The organism is Gordonia hirsuta DSM 44140 = NBRC 16056, from assembly GCF_000333015.1.
Lineage (GTDB): Bacteria > Actinomycetota > Actinomycetes > Mycobacteriales > Mycobacteriaceae > Gordonia > Gordonia hirsuta.
Window position 1 is genome coordinate 23,672 of sequence record NZ_BANT01000012.1, and the last position, 16,098, is coordinate 39,769.

A 16,098-nucleotide genomic window follows, 5' to 3' on the forward strand; every position below is an offset into this window, starting at 1 on the left:
CGGTCGCTCGGCTTACAGGTAGTCCGCACGCAGCTGTTCCGGCGACAGCGGTGAGAGCAGCCCCGGGGCGACGTCGTACACGGTCTGAGCGCCGACGACGCCGGCCCGGTTCATGCGGGCGGCGGCGCGGGCGTAGGCCACCAGGACGCTGGCGGTGAATTCCGGATTCGATTCCAGGGCCAGCTGATATTCGATCACCTGTTGGGTGCCCGGCGAGGTGGTGCCGCTGCGGATCACGAAGCCGCCGTGCGGCATGCCCTGGTGGTCGCGTTCGAGTTCCTGCGCGCTGATGAAGTGCACGGTGGTGTCATAGGGCTCGAAGTAGTCGGGCATGGAGACGATCTCGGCGCGCACCGTCTCGGCGTCGGCGCCCTCCTCGAGCACCACGAAGCACTCGCGGGTGTGGCGCTCGCGGGTGGACAGATCCGGGTGCTCACCGGCGCGGACCCTCTCCATCGCGGCCTCCGAGGGCAGCGTGTACTGGACGCCACCGGCGACTCCGGGAACCCGACGCAGGGCATCGGAGTGACCCTGGCTCAGGCCGCGCCCCCAGAACGTGTAGGTGGCACCCTGCGGAATGATGGCCTCGCTGAAGACCCGGTTCAGGGAGAACAGGCCCGGGTCCCAGCCGGTGGAGATCACGGCGGTGGTGCCTGCCGGGCGGGCGGCCGCATCGACGGCGGCGAAGTGCTCGGGGATGTGTGCATGGTTGTCGTAGCTGTCGACGATGCTGAATCGGGCTGCCAGGGCAGGGCTCTGCTCCGGGAGATCGCTACGCGAGCCGCCGCAGAGGATAAGCACGTCGATGTCGTCGCGGTCGCGATCCAGCTCGTCGATTGCGAACACCTCGGTCGCAGTGCCGACGGTCGTGACACTGGCGGGGTCACGCCGGGTGAAGACACCGGTCAGCGACATATCCGGGCTCAGTCCGATCGCGGTCTCGACGCCGCGTCCCAGGTTTCCGTAGCCAACAATCCCGACCCGAATCTGTGTCGTCACGGGTAATGGTCCTCTCGTCGTGCGCGCTCGCCGGCGAGTCCAGCCGACCGGGCCGAGTCTATCGACCGCCGGACCGGATGCCGACCCCGGTTCCCGGTGGCGTTTCCCGGCTACCGTGGAAGGTGAGGACTTCAGCGGTGAGGCCTGCAGAGAGGAGACGGCGATGGCGACCGAAGTGACGGTGATCGGTGGAACGGGTTTTGCGGGAGCGCACATCGTCGAGGCCGCGGCGGTGGCCGGGCTGGATGTGCGCAGTTTCAGCCGCCACGAGGCCCCGATGCAGATTGCGAATGTGGACTATCGACGCGGGTCGGTTCTGGAGGCGGACACCCGCGCCCGAGCCCTCGACGGTGCCGATGTGGTGATCGTGGCGATCTCTCCGCGGGGCGATATGGCCGGCCGGGTGCGCCCGGCGATCGCGGCCTTGGCCGCCGAGGCGGCGCACGCCGGTGTCCGGCTGGGGGTGATCGGCGGTGCGGGCTCATTGCACGTCAGCGAGGGGGGTCCGTTGCTGATCGACGGTGACTTTCCGGCGGAAGCCAGGGCCGAGGCCGCCGAGATGGCGCAGGTTCTCGACGATCTGCGGGCCACTCCGGACGCACTGGACTGGTTTCTGGTGAGCCCCGCTGCGTCGTTCGGTGCCGCCGCACCGGGGGTCTACCGCGGCGAGTATCGGGTCGGCGATGATGTGCTGCTCACCGACGAGAACGGCGAGTCGCAGATCTCCGGTGCTGATTTCGGCGTGGCGGTGATCGACGAGGTGACCCGGCCCGCGCATCGACGCAGCCGGTTCACCGTCGCCTATTGAGTCCGGTCAGGCCTCGACGATCTCGCTCTCCAGGATGAACTCGGCATTCATCGAATTGGAGACCAGGCACGCGCTTTCGGTCTTGGCCAGCAGCTGCTCGATCTGAGCGCGATCGGCGCCGGCGGGAAGGACCAGTTGCACCTTCTGGGTCACCTGGGTGAAGCGGGTGACCCGGTCGACACGATCGAGGACACCGGAGGCGTCCACGCGCATGTCGATCCAGTCGACCTTGTTGTGGGCGGCGACCGCGCGCCAGGTCAGCACGAAGCAGTTGGCCACGGCGGCGATCATCAGCGTCTCCGGTGACCACATCCCCTCCGGCCCGCCGAACTCCGGCGGTGTCTCGGTGATGAGCTCGTTGAGGCCGGGGGAGGACAGGGTGATCGGCTCGCCCGGCTCGCTGATGGCGGAGGCGGCGTAGTGGTGGGGAAGTTTCTGCATAACGCCCAATATACCCCACGGGGTATATTTCGTGGGCGTTTTCGCGATCTGCTGGCATGCTGGAGCCCATGCCGAACTCAGAATCGCCGTACACAGAGTCCGCAGCGCTGCTGACCAGCCCGCCGCGGCCGGATTCGACCGAGCCGACGTGGTTCCTGGATTCCGATGACCCCGCGATCGTCGAATTCGCCGAACGGGTGATCGCCGACGCCGGTGCGCGCACTGACAGGCAGAAGGCCGTGGCGTTGTTCGAGGCGGTCCGCGACGACTGGCGTTACGACCCGTACTCGATCACCGATCAGTCCGAGCGATTCCGGGCTTCGGCGGTGCTGGCCAGCGAGGCCAACTGGTGCGTGCCCAAGTCGGTGCTGCTCACCGCGGCCTGCCGTGCGGCCGGCATTCCCGCCGGCGTCGGTTTCTCCGATGTACGCAACCACCTGCAGAGTGAGAAGCTGCAGGCGCTGATGGGGACCGACCTGTTCGTCTACCACGGCTATTCGGTGATCTGGCTCGACGGCGCGTGGCGCAAGGCCAGCCCGGCATTCAACCGTGAACTGTGTGAGCGCTTCGGTACCAAGATGCTCGAGTTCGACGGCGAGTCGGATGCGCTGATGCACCCGTACGACGTCGCCGGTAATCGTCACATGGAGTACGTCCGTGGTCACGGAAGCTACGACGACTTGCCCTTCGGGCAGATGATCACCGCGATCCGCCAGGCCTACGGACCCGCGGTCACCGCTGGAGTCGACGGCGTGGTAGACCAGGCGTTCCACGGCTGAGGTTCGTCTCTGCTTCGCAGAGGTCTGTGGCGTCGACGGTCGCGGCGCTCATCGTGCAGACCCGGCGTTCGTTCCGCGAACGCAGCATTCGTCGTGCAAACGCGGCGCTCGAGCGCATTCGCAGCACGCGCGCGGGCCGCATCTGTGGTCGAACGCCGCGACGGTGCGTGGAGCGCCGCGGACGTCTGTGGTCAGAAGTACTGAGAGCCGCCGTCCACGCTGAGGTGTTCAGAACTCATGAACTTCGACTCGTCGGAGGCGAGGAAGGCCACGACGTTGGAGATCTCCTCCGGCTGGGCACAGAACTGCGCGGTGAACGGGGTACCCATCGCGTTGAGCTTCGGGTTGGTGGCACCGGTGCGTTCGAGCTCACCGACCATGTCGCCGCCGCCCATCGGGGTGGCCACGCCGCCGGGGTGAACGCTGTTGACCCGGACGTTGTATTGGCCGAGCTCGGCGGCGAAGGCGCGGGTCATACCGGTGACGGCGTGTTTGCTGGTGGTGTACGGAACCATGAAGGGCTGCACCTTCTTGCCGGCGTATGAGCTGATCAAGATGATCGAACCGCCGCCGGCATCGATGACGTGCTGGGCGGTGGCCATGACGGTGTTCCACACCCCGCGCACGTTGATCCCCATGACATCGTCGAACGACTCGGGCGTGGTCTCGTTCCACACGACCGGGATGCAGATCCCGGCGTTGGCCACGACGGTGGTGATCTTGCCAAGCTTGGCGACGGCGTCGTCGGCGATGGCCCGCATCGCCTCGAGGTCGCGCACATCGGCCTGCACGGTGATCACGCTGCGCCCGGTCTCCTCGACCAGACGACGGGTCTCATCCAGGTCAGCGGGGGTCGCCGATTCGTAAGGCACGCCCGCAGGCAGGGGCGCGGCCAGATCCACCGCGACGATGTCGGCGCCCTCCGAAGCCAGCCGTACACAGTGCGTGCGGCCCTGTCCGCGGGCCGCACCGGTGACCAGTGCTACTTGTCCGTCGAGTCGTCCGGCCATGATGTACTCCGTCCTGTTGTCTGGTTCGCCCGTGTCCGGGCCTGTACCCAGTCAAGGGCACCCGGGGGACGGTTGTCCGAGCTTTGGTGGGAGTCCTGCCGGGGTGGTCGGCGCAGTGCAGGTCCGAAGGAGTGCGGTCGTCAGCGTCTGGTTCGTCAGCGTGCGGTTCGTCAGCGTGCGATGGGGCTGAACAGCGGCGACATAGCCGGTGATCGGGCTCACCCGCAGCTGCACGTGTTCGTCGACACGCAATCGATCGCGCATCCGGGCATTGCGGATCGTCCACTGCCGCAGGCCGTCGGGGGTGTTGAGGACCAGCTCGAAGCGGCTGCTCCGCCGATCCATGCCGCTGTCGCGTTGCTGGAAGATCAGTTGCTGGAGAAGGTGCGGGAGGGCATCGCCGAGTCGGCGCTCCTGAATGCTGACCACTCGGCCGGTCACCGTTCGCCGCAGTGCCAGGTCCAGACCGCCGACGATGATTCGGGCCAGGCCGAGCACACCCACCAGCGACATGATCACGATCATGACGATGGCGATTGTGCGCAGGTCGCCCAGTTCGGTGGCGCTGCCCAACTCGTCATCACGCCAGAGTCGCCAGGCGAGCCATGCGACGGCGGCGCACAGACTGGTCTGGATCACTCCCTGCACGATGAGGCCGAGCGGAGCGCGGCCGCTCCAGGGCCGCAGGGACAGTCCTGCCCGCCGGGACCAGTGGTTGACCTTGTGTGGCGCACCCCCGGGTGTCAGGTGGGACGACATCGAGAATCGACCGCCTTTCCGCGTATCGCCAGCCTAGGGCCGGCGGTGCCCTTTTTTGCTGGTTTGCGGCTATTCGACCGTTGATTCGGGAGCACTGCAGACGGTCCGGGGCCCGCTCTAATACGGCGGATCTTCCATACGGTTGCGAGCACGCAGACGCTGCCGGTAGGCGTGCTTGGCTTCGGTCCGGGTGAGGGTGCGAGTGGGTTCGGCGCCCGGATCGCCGGGGCCGGGTGCGATCGGCGGGCCGTGACCGCAGGGAATCAATCCAAGCCCCGGGAAGAGCCAGGTGTTCAGGGCCCGGGTGCGCACGGTGACGCCGTGCGGGGTGGTGACTTCAGTCCACACGGTGCCGTGCGCGTCGACGATCTGATCATCGAGCCAGTCGTCGCCGAAAGTCTTCAACTGGTGGTGGAACAAGCACTTGGGGTTGATGTTGCAGTAGCAGGTCGCGCCCCCGGCTTCGGGGTGATCGTGATTGAACTCGGTGACGTGATCGAGTTGGCAGCGATGGGCCGGTCGTTCGCAGCCGGGCCAGGTACAGGTGGGGAACAGCCCGCGGATCACGGCATCCAGTGTGGCCGAGGGGCGGTACGGGTTCGCCTGTTGTGCGGCGCGGCCGGTCAGATCGGTCAGGTTCAGTGGCCGCACCCGGGTGCCGGGACGATCGGCGATATCACGCACCTGGGAGGCATCGATGGTGCCGTATCCGCCGAGATGGCCCGGCTTATCGCCGCCTTCGAGAGTGGATCCGTCGGTGATCACATGTACCACCAACTGCGCCGACCGCCCGGAGCCCGGGGAGCTGATCCAGGCCGTGCAGTCCTCGCGATCGCATTGGCAAGTGAAGGCCTTGGCGCCGAAGTGGGCGGCGGCAGCATCGGCGCGGCGCCGGCGGGTCGATCGGGGATCGTTGGGACAGACTCCCTTGACCAGGGCGTCGATGGCGTTTTCTTCCGCGACGATGGTTTCGGCACTGTCGGTGATCTCCAGGGTGGCCATCCCGCCGCGGCGGGAGTACACGGTGACGCCGATGTGGTCTTTGGCGATCTCCCGATCGGTGCGGGCGCCCTCGGCATCGATGAGTGTGACGATGGTGCGGGCCTGCTGTCCGGCAGCGTGCGGGGCGACTTGACCGGAAGCTCGGATCGCCTCGGCGATGCGGTGGTCGATCTCGGCTAGCAGGGCGGGGTCGGTGACGCCTTCGGTCTCGAACACGAGACGCGCGAACGTGCGGGGTTCGATCACGCCGTCGCGCAGCAGCAGCCCGCATTCGGGGAGGCGGTGGCGCAGGGCTTCGCCCTGATCGAGGAGCGCTTCGGCGCGAAACCTGCTGATCGACATCGCAGTTGCGAGCGCGGCGGCCAGCTGTGTGCGCGGTTCCAGGAGGCGAGTGAACTCGGCGGAGTTGGCCGCGCTGGCCGGGTCGGCGGCGGGATCGGCCGGCTCGGTGCCGCACTGATGCTGTTCGATCAGATCGGCGACGGCGTCCAGGCGTAACCACATCAGGTACGACTCTCCCTTGCATGTCGACAGCACTCGGTGGATGCGGTCTAGCTGTGCAGCGCGCAGTTCCCGGGGCGAAGGATCGTCGTCGAGGGTGACTTTCGCGCCGAGTTGCAGTGGGCTCAGGTCGGCATCGCGCCAGCGGCGTGGTTCGGCGGGCTGTGGCGAGGAGGGTGACGATGGCGGGAGTTGGTCATGCTGACCCATCGCCCCTCCTCTGCGTAGAACATATGTTCGATTTGTACTTCCACTTTACGCTCTCTCCTGGTGGATGGCAATAGCGATTTCGCGTGGAATGGAGTGACGACGACCAGACCGGAAAACACTGTTGAACTGGGCCTGGTGAACCGGACTTCAGTTCCCGGCGATCAGGTCGGACCCATCTGAATGGACGACCGGCAGACCGGCCGCCGCCAATTGCTGCAGCACATACGGCCAGGGGATCCGTTCCTGCTCCAAGCGAAGCCCGCTCGCGCGGATCGCGAGCAGGGCCGCGAATTCGGTGTCGGTCAGGGTGGAGGGATCCTCGGTCGCCGGTGCCGGTTCGGGTACGCACAGATGCCGGAAGCGAGTGAAGGTTGCAGGATCCATCAGCAGGCTCCGCACCTGCGGCAGGCGGCGTCGTAGCCGGTCGAGGATGACCACGCCGTGGGTATCGAGATCGCCCCAGTAGACGATGTCGGCGTGCCGAACCCATTCGATTGCGGTCAGGTCAGTGACCGCATTGCCGCCGCCGGCGATCGCCACGGTCCCGGGAATCGGTGGGAGCGCATGCACTCCCTCCCGGTTCTCCAGGATCAGCACCGTCGACGGGGTAATGGGCAGCTCCGCCAGTCCGGCGACGGTGCTGGCCAGAACTTTCGGCATACCGGGGAGCAGTGCGGGGTCGAGCAGCACTATCTCCCGCAGCGAAGGCAGGTTGCCGATACCCAGATCGGTGGAGCCGCGGGCACCGTCGACCAGGTTCTCGACCAGCCGGCGGTGCGCGCGGAGCCATTTGGTGTCGACGCCTTCGATGGGCAGCTGACGAATCAGCAGTCCGGAACGAGGATTCTTCAGGAGCCAGTCGGTGGTAGCGATCAGGCGGATGAAATCGTCGTCGTCCAGCGTCTCCCATCGTGGAAAGGTTGCGGCGACCGCACCCGGAAGGCCGTCGGACCGGCCCAACGCCACGAGCTTCTCGCGGCGGCTCAGCAATCGTCGCCAGCGAGTCGCCTGCTCGGCTGCACGGCAGATCTGGTCGGCGCCGCTGAGCCGCAGACGTACCGGTACGTTCTGTGTGCCGAAGCTCGGCCATCGCCGCGGTTCCCAGTCGACGGCCCCCGGACCGTGGTACTCGTGCCAAAGCCGCACCCAGTCGCGGGCGCTCTCGGACTGGGTGGCGAGGCGTCGTTCGGTCGGTGGCTTCAGGGCGATGTTCAGCACATCGGCCTGTGCAGCCACCGGATCGGTGAGCCAGTCGCGCAGCCGGGAACGAACGGCGGCGTGAGCACGCTCGCGGGTCTGTGCCGGAGTGATCTCATTGCGGGTCATCGTCTGACCACTCCAACAGATCGATCTGCGAGTACTTTCCTTCCCGGATACTGATCGTCGCCGCGCCGCCGATGTAATCCTCCAGGGTCTGTAGCAACTTGAGTGGTGTGGCCAGAACCAGGTGGAAACCGAATTGGGCGAAGACATCAAGTGCGCGGCGGGTGTAGGCGGCGTCGGCGCGGTCGAATGCCTCGTCCAGGATGACCGTGCCGTAACCGGGCACCCCACTGCCGTCCGGGCTGAGCTGGTAGCGCAGAGCAGCAGCCAGGCAGAAGAAAACCAGTTTCTGCGCCTGCCCACCGGACAGGCCGGCGGAGGAATCGTGATAGTTGCGCGGCTCGGCGTCACCGTCGTATTCGACGCCGATGAAGCCGACGTGCAGACGGGTATCGAGAACGTGCTTGCGCCAGCGCTCATCAGCGGGTTCTCTCGACCCCAGCCGTTCGAGCAGCTGCGCCATCCGTACGTACCTGCCCTCGGCGGCTTCGCGCGTCTCCTGTGCCCACGAGCCGGACGACACCTCGGCGAGGCTGTCGAGGAATTCGGCCGCCAGCGGTGAGCGACGTTCCCGCACGTCGATCTTGAGCCATCGGTCGGTATCGAACGGTGAGGTCCGCAGTGATTGGTTCACCGGATCGATGCGTGCCCGGATCTCTCCGGGAGCGCGTCGGATATTGATCGCCAGCTGACCGAGGTTGCGGGTGGACTGCTCGTTCAGTAGTTCGAAAAACCGTGTCTCGTACTCGGGGAGGCCGTCGGCTCGAAGTCGGTGCAGGACCGCCAGCGCGTCACCGGAGAATTCGGGTTCGGCCCGGAGCTCCCCGGCACGAGCTTCCCAGCGGGCGAGATATCGCGACAGCACCCTCACGATACCGTCGTTGGCTTTGGACAGTTCCCGCGCCGCACGTTGATTCTCTCCGGTGATCGCCTTGCTCACCTCGTGCACGACCTTGTCGATGTTGGCGCTGGTGATCCGTCGAGTCTGAGCCTGGTAACGTCGGTCGAGTCGTTCGGCGACGGCTTCCGGGACCGAGGAGTGAGCGTCGGAAGTGCTCGCGGCGACCAGGTCACGGTACCGATCGAGTTCACTGCGATGCGACAGGGCTTTAGCCGTGGCGGCCGCAAGAGCACCGGCGGCTTGTTCGGCGGCCTGCTGTGCCTGCGTCAGCGCAAGTGCCAGGGCGGCGTGTTCGGGGTGGTCTTGCTGCCATCGTGCGATCCGGGCTGCGACGGTATCGAGTTCGGTCTGGGCGGTCGCGACATCGATCTCGGCCCACTGCACGTCCAGCACCGACTGTGCGGCACGGTTCTGAGCGGCGATCTGCTGTTCACGGCGGTCCAGAGCATCCAGCCGTGCCGAAAGACCGTCCACTTCACTGTGCAACTGGTCGATACGGTGTCGCAGATCGTTGAGTTTGGCTTCGTTATCGAACCCGAGCACCCAGCGCCGTCGATCATCGACGCTGCTTCGGTCATCCTTTTCGTGGCGCTGCGCCGAATGCTTGACCTGACCGGCTCGGGTGACGGCGCGCTCGTGGTCGGCGAAACCGGCCACATCGGGGATACAGGCGTAGTCGTACCGGTCGGCAAGCTGTTGTTGCAGCCAGTCGTGTAACGGACCGGGAGCCACTTCGAGTTTGCGAACCAGTGACGACGAACCGGTGCGCCGCGTCCGGTGCTCTGGGGCCGGTACGACGCGGCGGTAGACCAGGCGCGTGCCCAGGTGTTGTGTGTCCACCGCGGCGGACACCCGGCGGTAGAGCTCATCGGTTACCAGCAGCGTGCGTCCGAATGCGCCGAGTACACGTTCGATCGGCCCGGTCCAGTCGGACTGGTCACCACGCACCTGCAGGAGCTCGCCGGCAAAGGGGAGTTGATCCTCGGTCAGCGAGGCTGTTGCGCAGATGAGTTCGCGGGCGCGCAGCAGGGCCGGGTCAAGATTGGAACGGCGTCTGGCCAGGGCCTCCCGGTCGGCTTCGAGCCGGCGGATCTCTGTACGCGCGGCTTCCCGCCGAGCCGAGATCGCATACTGTTCGCCGCGTCGCTGCTCGTGACCGCCGGTCGATTCGGCGAGCTGATCCTCCAGCTGTCCCCGCAATCGGGCGAAACCTTCGGCATCGGTGGGGACAGTCCCGTCCCAGACGGCGACGGCCTGCTGAATCCGCTCGCGCCGAGTGCCGATGCGTGCGACGGCACGTCGTTGTTCATCGTGCTGGGCATTCAGGACCGACAGGCGGCCGGCGTCGAGGTGCTCGATCGCGACCTTTGCGTCCAGGACGGCATCGCGGGCACGCTCGTCGTGGCCCTGAGCAGCGGTTTGGGCTTCCTCGATGAGCGGCGTTCGGCCTTCCAGCTCGGTTAACTCCCGTTGCAGTATCTCCAGTGTTCGCTGCGCGTGCGCGATATCGAGGAACGAGGCCTCCTCCGCGGTGGCTTCGACCAGAGACAACGACTCCTGGCGGAGCCGGTCCAGGTCGACAAGCGGATCCAGGGTCTGCACCTGATCTCGCGCATCGACGACGACCCGGTGGGCTTCGCGTAAGTCCTCGAACTGCTCGACGGCACGTTCAGCCAGCGCGAACGTCGCCGGAACATCGAGCATGTAATCACGGAACAGACGATCAAGACTGCCCAGACTCTTCGCCGAGAGCGTCCTGTGCAGGAGCCGCTGTGCAGCCTCGGACGAGATGCCGAGTCTGGACCGGAACTTGCGGGCGAACGGGGAGTATGACGGGTTCACGTCGGCATTCGGCCAGCGCTTACGGATCCCTCGCCGGTCGATGCCGTTACTCAGGTAAGGCAGCACATCGGTGAGGTCGAACTCGCCGTCGACCAGAAGATGCAGACTGACGACCTCGCCGGCCGCATTCTTGCCGCGTCCCAGATGGAGGAGTTTGATCAGGGTGACCGCCATACGGGGATCCTGCGTCCGATACGTCAGCGCAATGGCGCTGCGGGTGGCGCCGTCGCGCAGATAGCTGCTGACCAGCACATCGGAGTCGGCGTCGGTGTCCCGGCGCCAGGCGCCGCGGATGTAGCTGACCAGACTGCGCCCGGATCTGTCGGACTCCTGCGCCGCTGCGTTGAACTTCACCCGATCACCGGGCATCAGAACCGCGGAGATCGCATCGAGGAGCGTCGACTTGCCCGAACCGGAGCCGCCGGTGATCAGATAGCCGTCGCGGGCGACCGGGATCTGGTGGTAGCCGTCGAAGGTGCCCCAGTTCACCACCTGGATGCGGGCCAGCCGGTATTGCCCGGCGGTGGAGCTCATTCGATGTCCGGGACGTCGTCGGCGGGGGTGCCGTCAGCGGGTTTCTCCTCGGCGAGGATCCGATCGAATTCGGCAGCGACCAGCGCGACCTGATCGGCGTCGAACAACTGCCGCACCACCGGTGAAATCTCCATCCGATCTTCGGTGGTCGTACTCGACAGCAACGAATACTTGGTGAGTTTGGACCACGAGGCGTTGATACGTCTGCGGAAGCCTGCCGGATCGGTATCGGCGCGGCGCCGGTAGATCTCGAGTTGTTCGGCGATTTCGTCACGGTCGACGATCACGCGCTCGCCCGGCTGGGCTCGCAGCAGCAGTTGGCGCAGGGCCAGCAACATAACGGTGTCCATGAAGGTCAGTCGTTCGGTGCGGAGCACCACTGGTGCAGCCACAGCATCACCGGTATCAGCCGGGCGGGTGAAAGCGATTTCGTTCTCATCGTCGATCACCAAGTCCAGAAAGACATCCGCCAGTCGCGATCTCAGTAGCCGCTGATCGGCGATCACGGTCCTCCAGATCTCCGGATGTCTAGCCGAGGTGATCAGGGGCCCCTTCAGCAGCTGCACCAGGGCGCGGCGGCTCGCCGGCGCCAGGGTGCCCAGATCGCCGGGGTAGTGGCCGACGGACTCGGACGCTGCCGCGCCCAGCTCGCCGTGGTCAGGAAAACCAGGCTCGGGTGAACTCATGGCTGCAACTCCGGAGCGGTCGGGTCGAACTGGTGACGGTGAATGACGACCGAGCGTGTCAGTCCGGCCTGCGATGTCCAGCCGATCCGTTCGGTTCCGTCGACTCGATGACCGTGGCGCCCTGCCAGCACCAGCAGTCCGACGATACTGGCCAGGCCCTGGGTCGCGGGGTGTTCGACCAGCACATCGGCGATGCTCGCCTGGCCCCGCTGTGTCAGGGTGGCAGCGATATTGCCGGTGAGCTCGTCGAAATCGATCTCGGACTCGCGAATCAGCTGCCGCAGTGACTCCAGGTCGGCATGTCCGGCCGGGTGCACCACCACCTCGTCGGTGACGCGATCGTCGGCCGGGTCGTGCAGACGGAGCGCGGAGACCGATTCGATGGCCATCCCGACCCGAACCAGCTCGAGATCGAGGACATCGAAGGGGCGGCGCACGGTGGCCACGGTGCGGGCCTGCTGCTGGGTCGACCGGATGAGCTGCTGGATCCGGCGGTGTTCCTCGTAGGCTCGAGACTGCACGAAGTGGCGCAGAGACCGGGACAGCGATGTCATCACCGCGTGCACCTCACCAGCGGCGACCTCCATATCGGTCAGGAGGCCGCGGAGCCGGCGGTGCTGTTCACCGGTGAACTCGGCGGCGAATGGGCGATCGAGGACGGCAGTGATCGCATCGTCGATCTGGGCGGCGCGCGCTGGATCGAGAATGGTGTCGTAGAAGGCGGAGAAACTGCGGCCGGCTTCGGAGTCGGCAATCAGGTCGACCCCGCGGAAGACATCCCCCAGTGTGTCTCCGCGATCGCTCTCATCGTCGAGGATCCGTGCGCGCAGACTGCGGTTCAACTCATCGAAAGCGCTCTGGACACGAGCGAAGTCGCTGGGCACTTCCGAGGCCAGCGCGAGGATCTCGCGCCCACGCTCCAACGCGCGTTCCCCTCCGAGTACCGGGAAGTCCCCGGATTCGACTGCCGCGATCTGTCGATCCAGAGCGGCGCGCTCCACCTGCAGGCGAGCCAGGCGGGACTGGGCGCTCGGATCGGAGTCTCGAGCCAAGGCACTCAATTGACTCGCCAGCGTGGTGAGCCGCGACTCGGTGACCGCCCGGATCGGTGCCTGCAAAGCGCCAGCGAAGTCGAGTGCAGCCAGAGTTCCTTCGGTCGGCTCGAGGAATTCCTCGCGCGCGGTACTGCTGGAACGCCGGAGTAAGAAGCCGTCGCGGACCCAGGCCGCGCAGTAACCCCGACCGGTCTGCGGCAGATCCCAGCCGTTGTCGCGGAGTTCTTCAAGATCGGCATCCAGGAGCGCGAACAGTTCCGGTGCCGGCAGAGGGCGAGCACCGTGCGTAAAGTGGCGACCGAGTAGTCCTAGGATCACCGGGGCGTGATCGGTACGCAGCAGACGCCAGGCCGCATCGTCGGTGCGTAATCCGGCGAGCCGGTACACATCGCCGAGCGCGGCCATGATGTCTCCCCTGATGATGAAGCGGTCGTTAGAGATCATGGAATCATGAGGCACCGACAAGAGTCAGGCCGGTGTGCGGGACGATCGGCGAGTTGCCGGCAGTCTTGTGCTCCGGGCTCGACCGCCTGAGTACGAAACGGAACGCGGCCGCTCGGTAGGTTCGTTCCGGCAAGGGCACGCTCCCGGGTGATGCCGAATTCTGTGCGACCACTTACGGTGGTGCCATGGCCGGGTCGAAAGGATACGCACCGGCGGTCCGTAGGGGCGGTGGCCGCAGGCGTCGCGTCAGCGTCCTGCTGGTCCTGCTCTTGCTTGTGTGCGTGCCGGCGACACTGGCGGCAGTGTTACCCGACCGCAAGGGCGCAGAGATCGGTGATCAGTTCGAGACGGCCGCGGACCGTCTGGACGAGGCGCTCGAGTGGGCCGCCGACCGCGGGTCACGGGTCTGGCTGCTGCTGACGGACCGCCAGACGGGTCGTCAGGTCGGCGTCGGACAGGACGAGCCGATTCTGACCGCTTCGATCGCCAAACTCTTCATCGCCTCCGAGCTGGCCTTGCGTGATGTCCACGGTGAGCGTGCCGGCTTCCTCGACGACGAGGCGCAACTGAGCCTGATGTTGTCCGAATCGGACGACTTCACCGCCACCATGCTCTGGGAGCAGCTGGGTGGATCCGACCTGGTCGGGGCGGTCGCGTCTCGCTACGGCCTGACCCGGACGCAGCCGCCGGGGGATGGGCTGTGGTGGCACACGCAGACCACGCCCTCGGACATCGTTGCCTTCTACAACCAGTTGCTCGACGAACGCGGCGCCGGTACCTGGGGCGAACCCGGTGACTCCTGGGCCGACCGGATCCTGGACCACCTGCGCCACTGGGCCGCGACCGGTACCGACGGATACGCCCAGGGATTCGGGCTGCCCGCGGTGCTGGGCCCCGAGCAGCCGGTGGCGCTGAAACAGGGCTGGATGTGCTGCGTCGCAGCCCAATGGATCCACTTGACCACCGGCGTCTTCGGCCCGGACGAGCGGTACATCCTCGTGGCACAGGTCGCCGAAGACGTGCAGTACTCAGACGGTGCGACCGAACTCCCGCAGACATCCGAATTCATCGACGACGACGACGAGAGCGCTGTCCACGCGCGCGAGACGGTGACCGGCGTCGTAGCACGGCTGCTACCGGCCGCCGCTGCCGCCGACCCACTGGGGTGAGGGCGGCGCGCGGCGCGCGACCGGCGCGGCGATAGACTGACGCGCGTGACGGAAACCTCGGCTGACCACCCGCGCCCTGTCCTCGTCGTCGACTTCGGAGCTCAGTACTCGCAGCTCATCGCTCGACGGGTGCGCGAGGCGCGCATCTACTCCGAAGTGATCGCCCACGATGCTGCACTCGAGGAGTTTCTCGCGAAGGATCCGGCGGCGATCATCCTGTCCGGCGGACCGTCGTCGGTCTACGCCGAGGACGCCCCGGCACTGGACCCGCAGCTGCTGGAACAGGGCATTCCGGTTTTCGGAATCTGCTACGGCTTTCAGAAGATGACCGACGCGCTCGGCGGTACGGTCGCCAACACCGGCGGCCGCGAATTCGGGCGCACCATGCTGGAGGTGACCGGCGACGGCGGCGTCCTGCATCACGGTCTGACGCAGACGCAGCCGGTGTGGATGAGCCACAACGACGCCGTCCAGGAAGCGCCCGCCGGATTCACCGTCACCGCCTCCACCCCGGGGGCCCCGGTCGCCGCCTTCGAGAGCGTGCAGCGCCGCATGGCCGGCGTCCAGTACCACCCGGAGGTGATGCACACCCCGCACGGCCAGGAGGTGCTCACCCGCTTCCTGTACGAGATCGCCGGACTGAAGCCGACCTGGACCGCGGCGAACATCGCCGAATCGCTGATCGCCGACATCAAGGCCCAGGTGGGCGACGACGGCCTGGCGATCTGCGGCCTGTCCGGCGGCGTCGACTCCGCCGTCGCCGCGGCCCTGGTGCAGCGCGCCATCGGTGATCGCCTCACCTGCGTCTTCGTCGACCACGGTCTGCTGCGGGCCGGGGAGCGCGAACAGGTGCAGACCGATTTCGTGGCCGCCACCGGCGCTCGCCTGGTGACCGTCGACGCCGAGGAGACGTTCCTGACCGAGCTGGCCGGTGTCTCCGATCCGGAGACCAAGCGCAAGATCATCGGCCGCGAGTTCATCCGCTCGTTCGAGGGCGCCGTCTCCGAGGTCCTCGGTGACAAGGCCGAAAGCGGCCAGAAGGTCGACTTCCTGGTCCAGGGCACCCTGTACCCCGATGTCGTCGAATCCGGCGGCGGCGCGGGCACCGCGAACATCAAGAGTCACCACAACGTCGGCGGTCTGCCCGAGGATCTGGAGTTCGAGCTCGTCGAACCGCTGCGTCTGCTGTTCAAGGACGAGGTCCGCGCGGTGGGCCGCGAACTCGGTCTGCCCGAGGAGATCGTCGCCCGTCAGCCGTTCCCGGGTCCGGGTCTGGGCATCCGCATCGTCGGTGATATCACCAAGGAGCGGCTCGACCTGCTGCGCAAGGCCGACCTGATCGCGCGCGAGGAACTGTCGGCCGCCGGCCTGGACGGTCAGATCTGGCAGTGCCCGGTGGTGCTGCTGGCCGACGTCCGCAGCGTCGGCGTTCAGGGCGACAGCCGCACCTACGGTCATCCGATCGTGCTGCGCCCGGTGTCGTCGGAGGATGCGATGACCGCCGACTGGACCCGGATCCCGTATGAGGTGCTCGCGACCATCTCCACCCGCATCACCAACGAGGTCCCCGATGTGAATCGGGTCGTGCTGGATGTGACCAGCAAGCCGCCGGGCACCATCGAATGGGAGTGAGCC

13 protein-coding genes are annotated in these 16,098 nt (G+C 66.6%); 4 read left to right on the forward strand and 9 right to left on the reverse strand.

Annotation, left to right across the window (positions count from 1 at the left end; genetic code table 11):
* Positions 1 to 12: 12 nt before the first annotated feature.
* Positions 13 to 999, reverse strand: a complete 987-nt coding sequence (locus GOHSU_RS04080; RefSeq protein ID WP_005937224.1) for a diaminopimelate dehydrogenase — start codon at positions 997 to 999, stop codon at positions 13 to 15.
* Positions 1,000 to 1,162: 163 nt separating this feature from the next.
* Here GOHSU_RS04080 and GOHSU_RS04085 point away from each other — a divergent pair, with 163 nt between their 5' ends.
* Complete coding sequence (locus GOHSU_RS04085) at positions 1,163 to 1,807, forward strand: NAD(P)-dependent oxidoreductase (protein ID WP_005937227.1); 645 nt, start codon at positions 1,163 to 1,165, stop codon at positions 1,805 to 1,807.
* Positions 1,808 to 1,813: 6 nt separating this feature from the next.
* On the opposite strand, the gene GOHSU_RS04090 is transcribed toward GOHSU_RS04085, so the two are convergent.
* Positions 1,814 to 2,248: an OsmC family protein gene (locus GOHSU_RS04090; protein WP_005937230.1), complete on the reverse strand. Its 435-nt coding sequence runs from the start codon at positions 2,246 to 2,248 to the stop codon at positions 1,814 to 1,816.
* Between the two features lie 68 nt (positions 2,249 to 2,316).
* Between GOHSU_RS04090 and GOHSU_RS04095 the strand changes: the two genes are divergently transcribed.
* Positions 2,317 to 3,027, forward strand: a complete 711-nt coding sequence (locus GOHSU_RS04095; protein ID WP_155820925.1) for a transglutaminase-like domain-containing protein — start codon at positions 2,317 to 2,319, stop codon at positions 3,025 to 3,027.
* A gap of 191 nt (positions 3,028 to 3,218) precedes the next feature.
* Here GOHSU_RS04095 and GOHSU_RS04100 read toward each other — a convergent pair whose 3' ends face one another.
* From GOHSU_RS04100 to GOHSU_RS04130, 7 genes are all read right to left on the reverse strand, one after another.
* Positions 3,219 to 4,037, reverse strand: a complete 819-nt coding sequence (locus tag GOHSU_RS04100; protein ID WP_005937235.1) for a mycofactocin-coupled SDR family oxidoreductase — start codon at positions 4,035 to 4,037, stop codon at positions 3,219 to 3,221.
* Between the two features lie 51 nt (positions 4,038 to 4,088).
* A complete protein-coding gene (locus GOHSU_RS04105; RefSeq protein ID WP_155820927.1) occupies positions 4,089 to 4,676 on the reverse strand; it encodes a hypothetical protein in 588 nt (195 codons plus the stop codon).
* Between the two features lie 237 nt (positions 4,677 to 4,913).
* The gene (locus tag GOHSU_RS04110; RefSeq protein ID WP_005937241.1) at positions 4,914 to 6,509 is read right to left on the reverse strand and encodes a DUF222 domain-containing protein; all 1,596 of its coding nucleotides are present in this window, start codon (positions 6,507 to 6,509) and stop codon (positions 4,914 to 4,916) included.
* A gap of 147 nt (positions 6,510 to 6,656) precedes the next feature.
* Entirely contained in the window at positions 6,657 to 7,835 is a 1,179-nt protein-coding gene (locus tag GOHSU_RS04115) for a Wadjet anti-phage system protein JetD domain-containing protein (RefSeq protein WP_005937245.1), read from the reverse strand.
* A complete protein-coding gene (locus tag GOHSU_RS04120) occupies positions 7,822 to 11,109 on the reverse strand; it encodes an ATP-binding protein (RefSeq protein ID WP_005937248.1) in 3,288 nt (1,095 codons plus the stop codon). The genes GOHSU_RS04115 and GOHSU_RS04120 overlap by 14 nt, the downstream gene beginning before the upstream one ends.
* A complete protein-coding gene (locus tag GOHSU_RS04125) occupies positions 11,106 to 11,795 on the reverse strand; it encodes a DUF4194 domain-containing protein (protein ID WP_005937251.1) in 690 nt (229 codons plus the stop codon). The genes GOHSU_RS04120 and GOHSU_RS04125 overlap by 4 nt, the downstream gene beginning before the upstream one ends.
* Positions 11,792 to 13,294, reverse strand: coding sequence for a DUF3375 domain-containing protein (locus GOHSU_RS04130; RefSeq protein ID WP_005937255.1), 1,503 nt, complete (start codon positions 13,292 to 13,294; stop codon positions 11,792 to 11,794). Before GOHSU_RS04130 ends, GOHSU_RS04125 begins: the two co-directional genes overlap by 4 nt.
* 185 nt (positions 13,295 to 13,479) lie before the next feature.
* On the opposite strand from GOHSU_RS04130, the gene GOHSU_RS04135 reads away from it, so the two are divergent.
* The gene (locus GOHSU_RS04135; protein WP_155820929.1) at positions 13,480 to 14,463 is read left to right on the forward strand and encodes a serine hydrolase; all 984 of its coding nucleotides are present in this window, start codon (positions 13,480 to 13,482) and stop codon (positions 14,461 to 14,463) included.
* Between the two features lie 45 nt (positions 14,464 to 14,508).
* Positions 14,509 to 16,095 (forward strand): glutamine-hydrolyzing GMP synthase, encoded by a 1,587-nt coding sequence (gene guaA / locus GOHSU_RS04140; RefSeq protein ID WP_005937261.1) that lies wholly within the window; start codon positions 14,509 to 14,511, stop codon positions 16,093 to 16,095.
* The last annotated feature ends 3 nt before the right edge of the window (positions 16,096 to 16,098 follow it).

Excerpts from the sequence above, each read along its gene's own strand:
- GOHSU_RS04100 (WP_005937235.1), bottom strand. The coding sequence starts at position 4,037 with ATGGCCGGACGACTCGACGGACAAGTAGCACTGGTCACCGGTGCGGCC.
- GOHSU_RS04110 (WP_005937241.1), bottom strand. The coding sequence starts at position 6,509 with ATGGGTCAGCATGACCAACTCCCGCCATCGTCACCCTCCTCGCCACAG.
- GOHSU_RS04090 (WP_005937230.1), bottom strand. The coding sequence starts at position 2,248 with ATGCAGAAACTTCCCCACCACTACGCCGCCTCCGCCATCAGCGAGCCG.
- GOHSU_RS04085 (WP_005937227.1), top strand. The coding sequence starts at position 1,163 with ATGGCGACCGAAGTGACGGTGATCGGTGGAACGGGTTTTGCGGGAGCG.
- GOHSU_RS04125 (WP_005937251.1), bottom strand. The coding sequence starts at position 11,795 with ATGAGTTCACCCGAGCCTGGTTTTCCTGACCACGGCGAGCTGGGCGCG.
- GOHSU_RS04115 (WP_005937245.1), bottom strand. The coding sequence starts at position 7,835 with ATGACCCGCAATGAGATCACTCCGGCACAGACCCGCGAGCGTGCTCAC.
- GOHSU_RS04095 (WP_155820925.1), top strand. The coding sequence starts at position 2,317 with ATGCCGAACTCAGAATCGCCGTACACAGAGTCCGCAGCGCTGCTGACC.
- GOHSU_RS04135 (WP_155820929.1), top strand. The coding sequence starts at position 13,480 with ATGGCCGGGTCGAAAGGATACGCACCGGCGGTCCGTAGGGGCGGTGGC.
- GOHSU_RS04120 (WP_005937248.1), bottom strand. The coding sequence starts at position 11,109 with ATGAGCTCCACCGCCGGGCAATACCGGCTGGCCCGCATCCAGGTGGTG.
- GOHSU_RS04130 (WP_005937255.1), bottom strand. The coding sequence starts at position 13,294 with ATGATCTCTAACGACCGCTTCATCATCAGGGGAGACATCATGGCCGCG.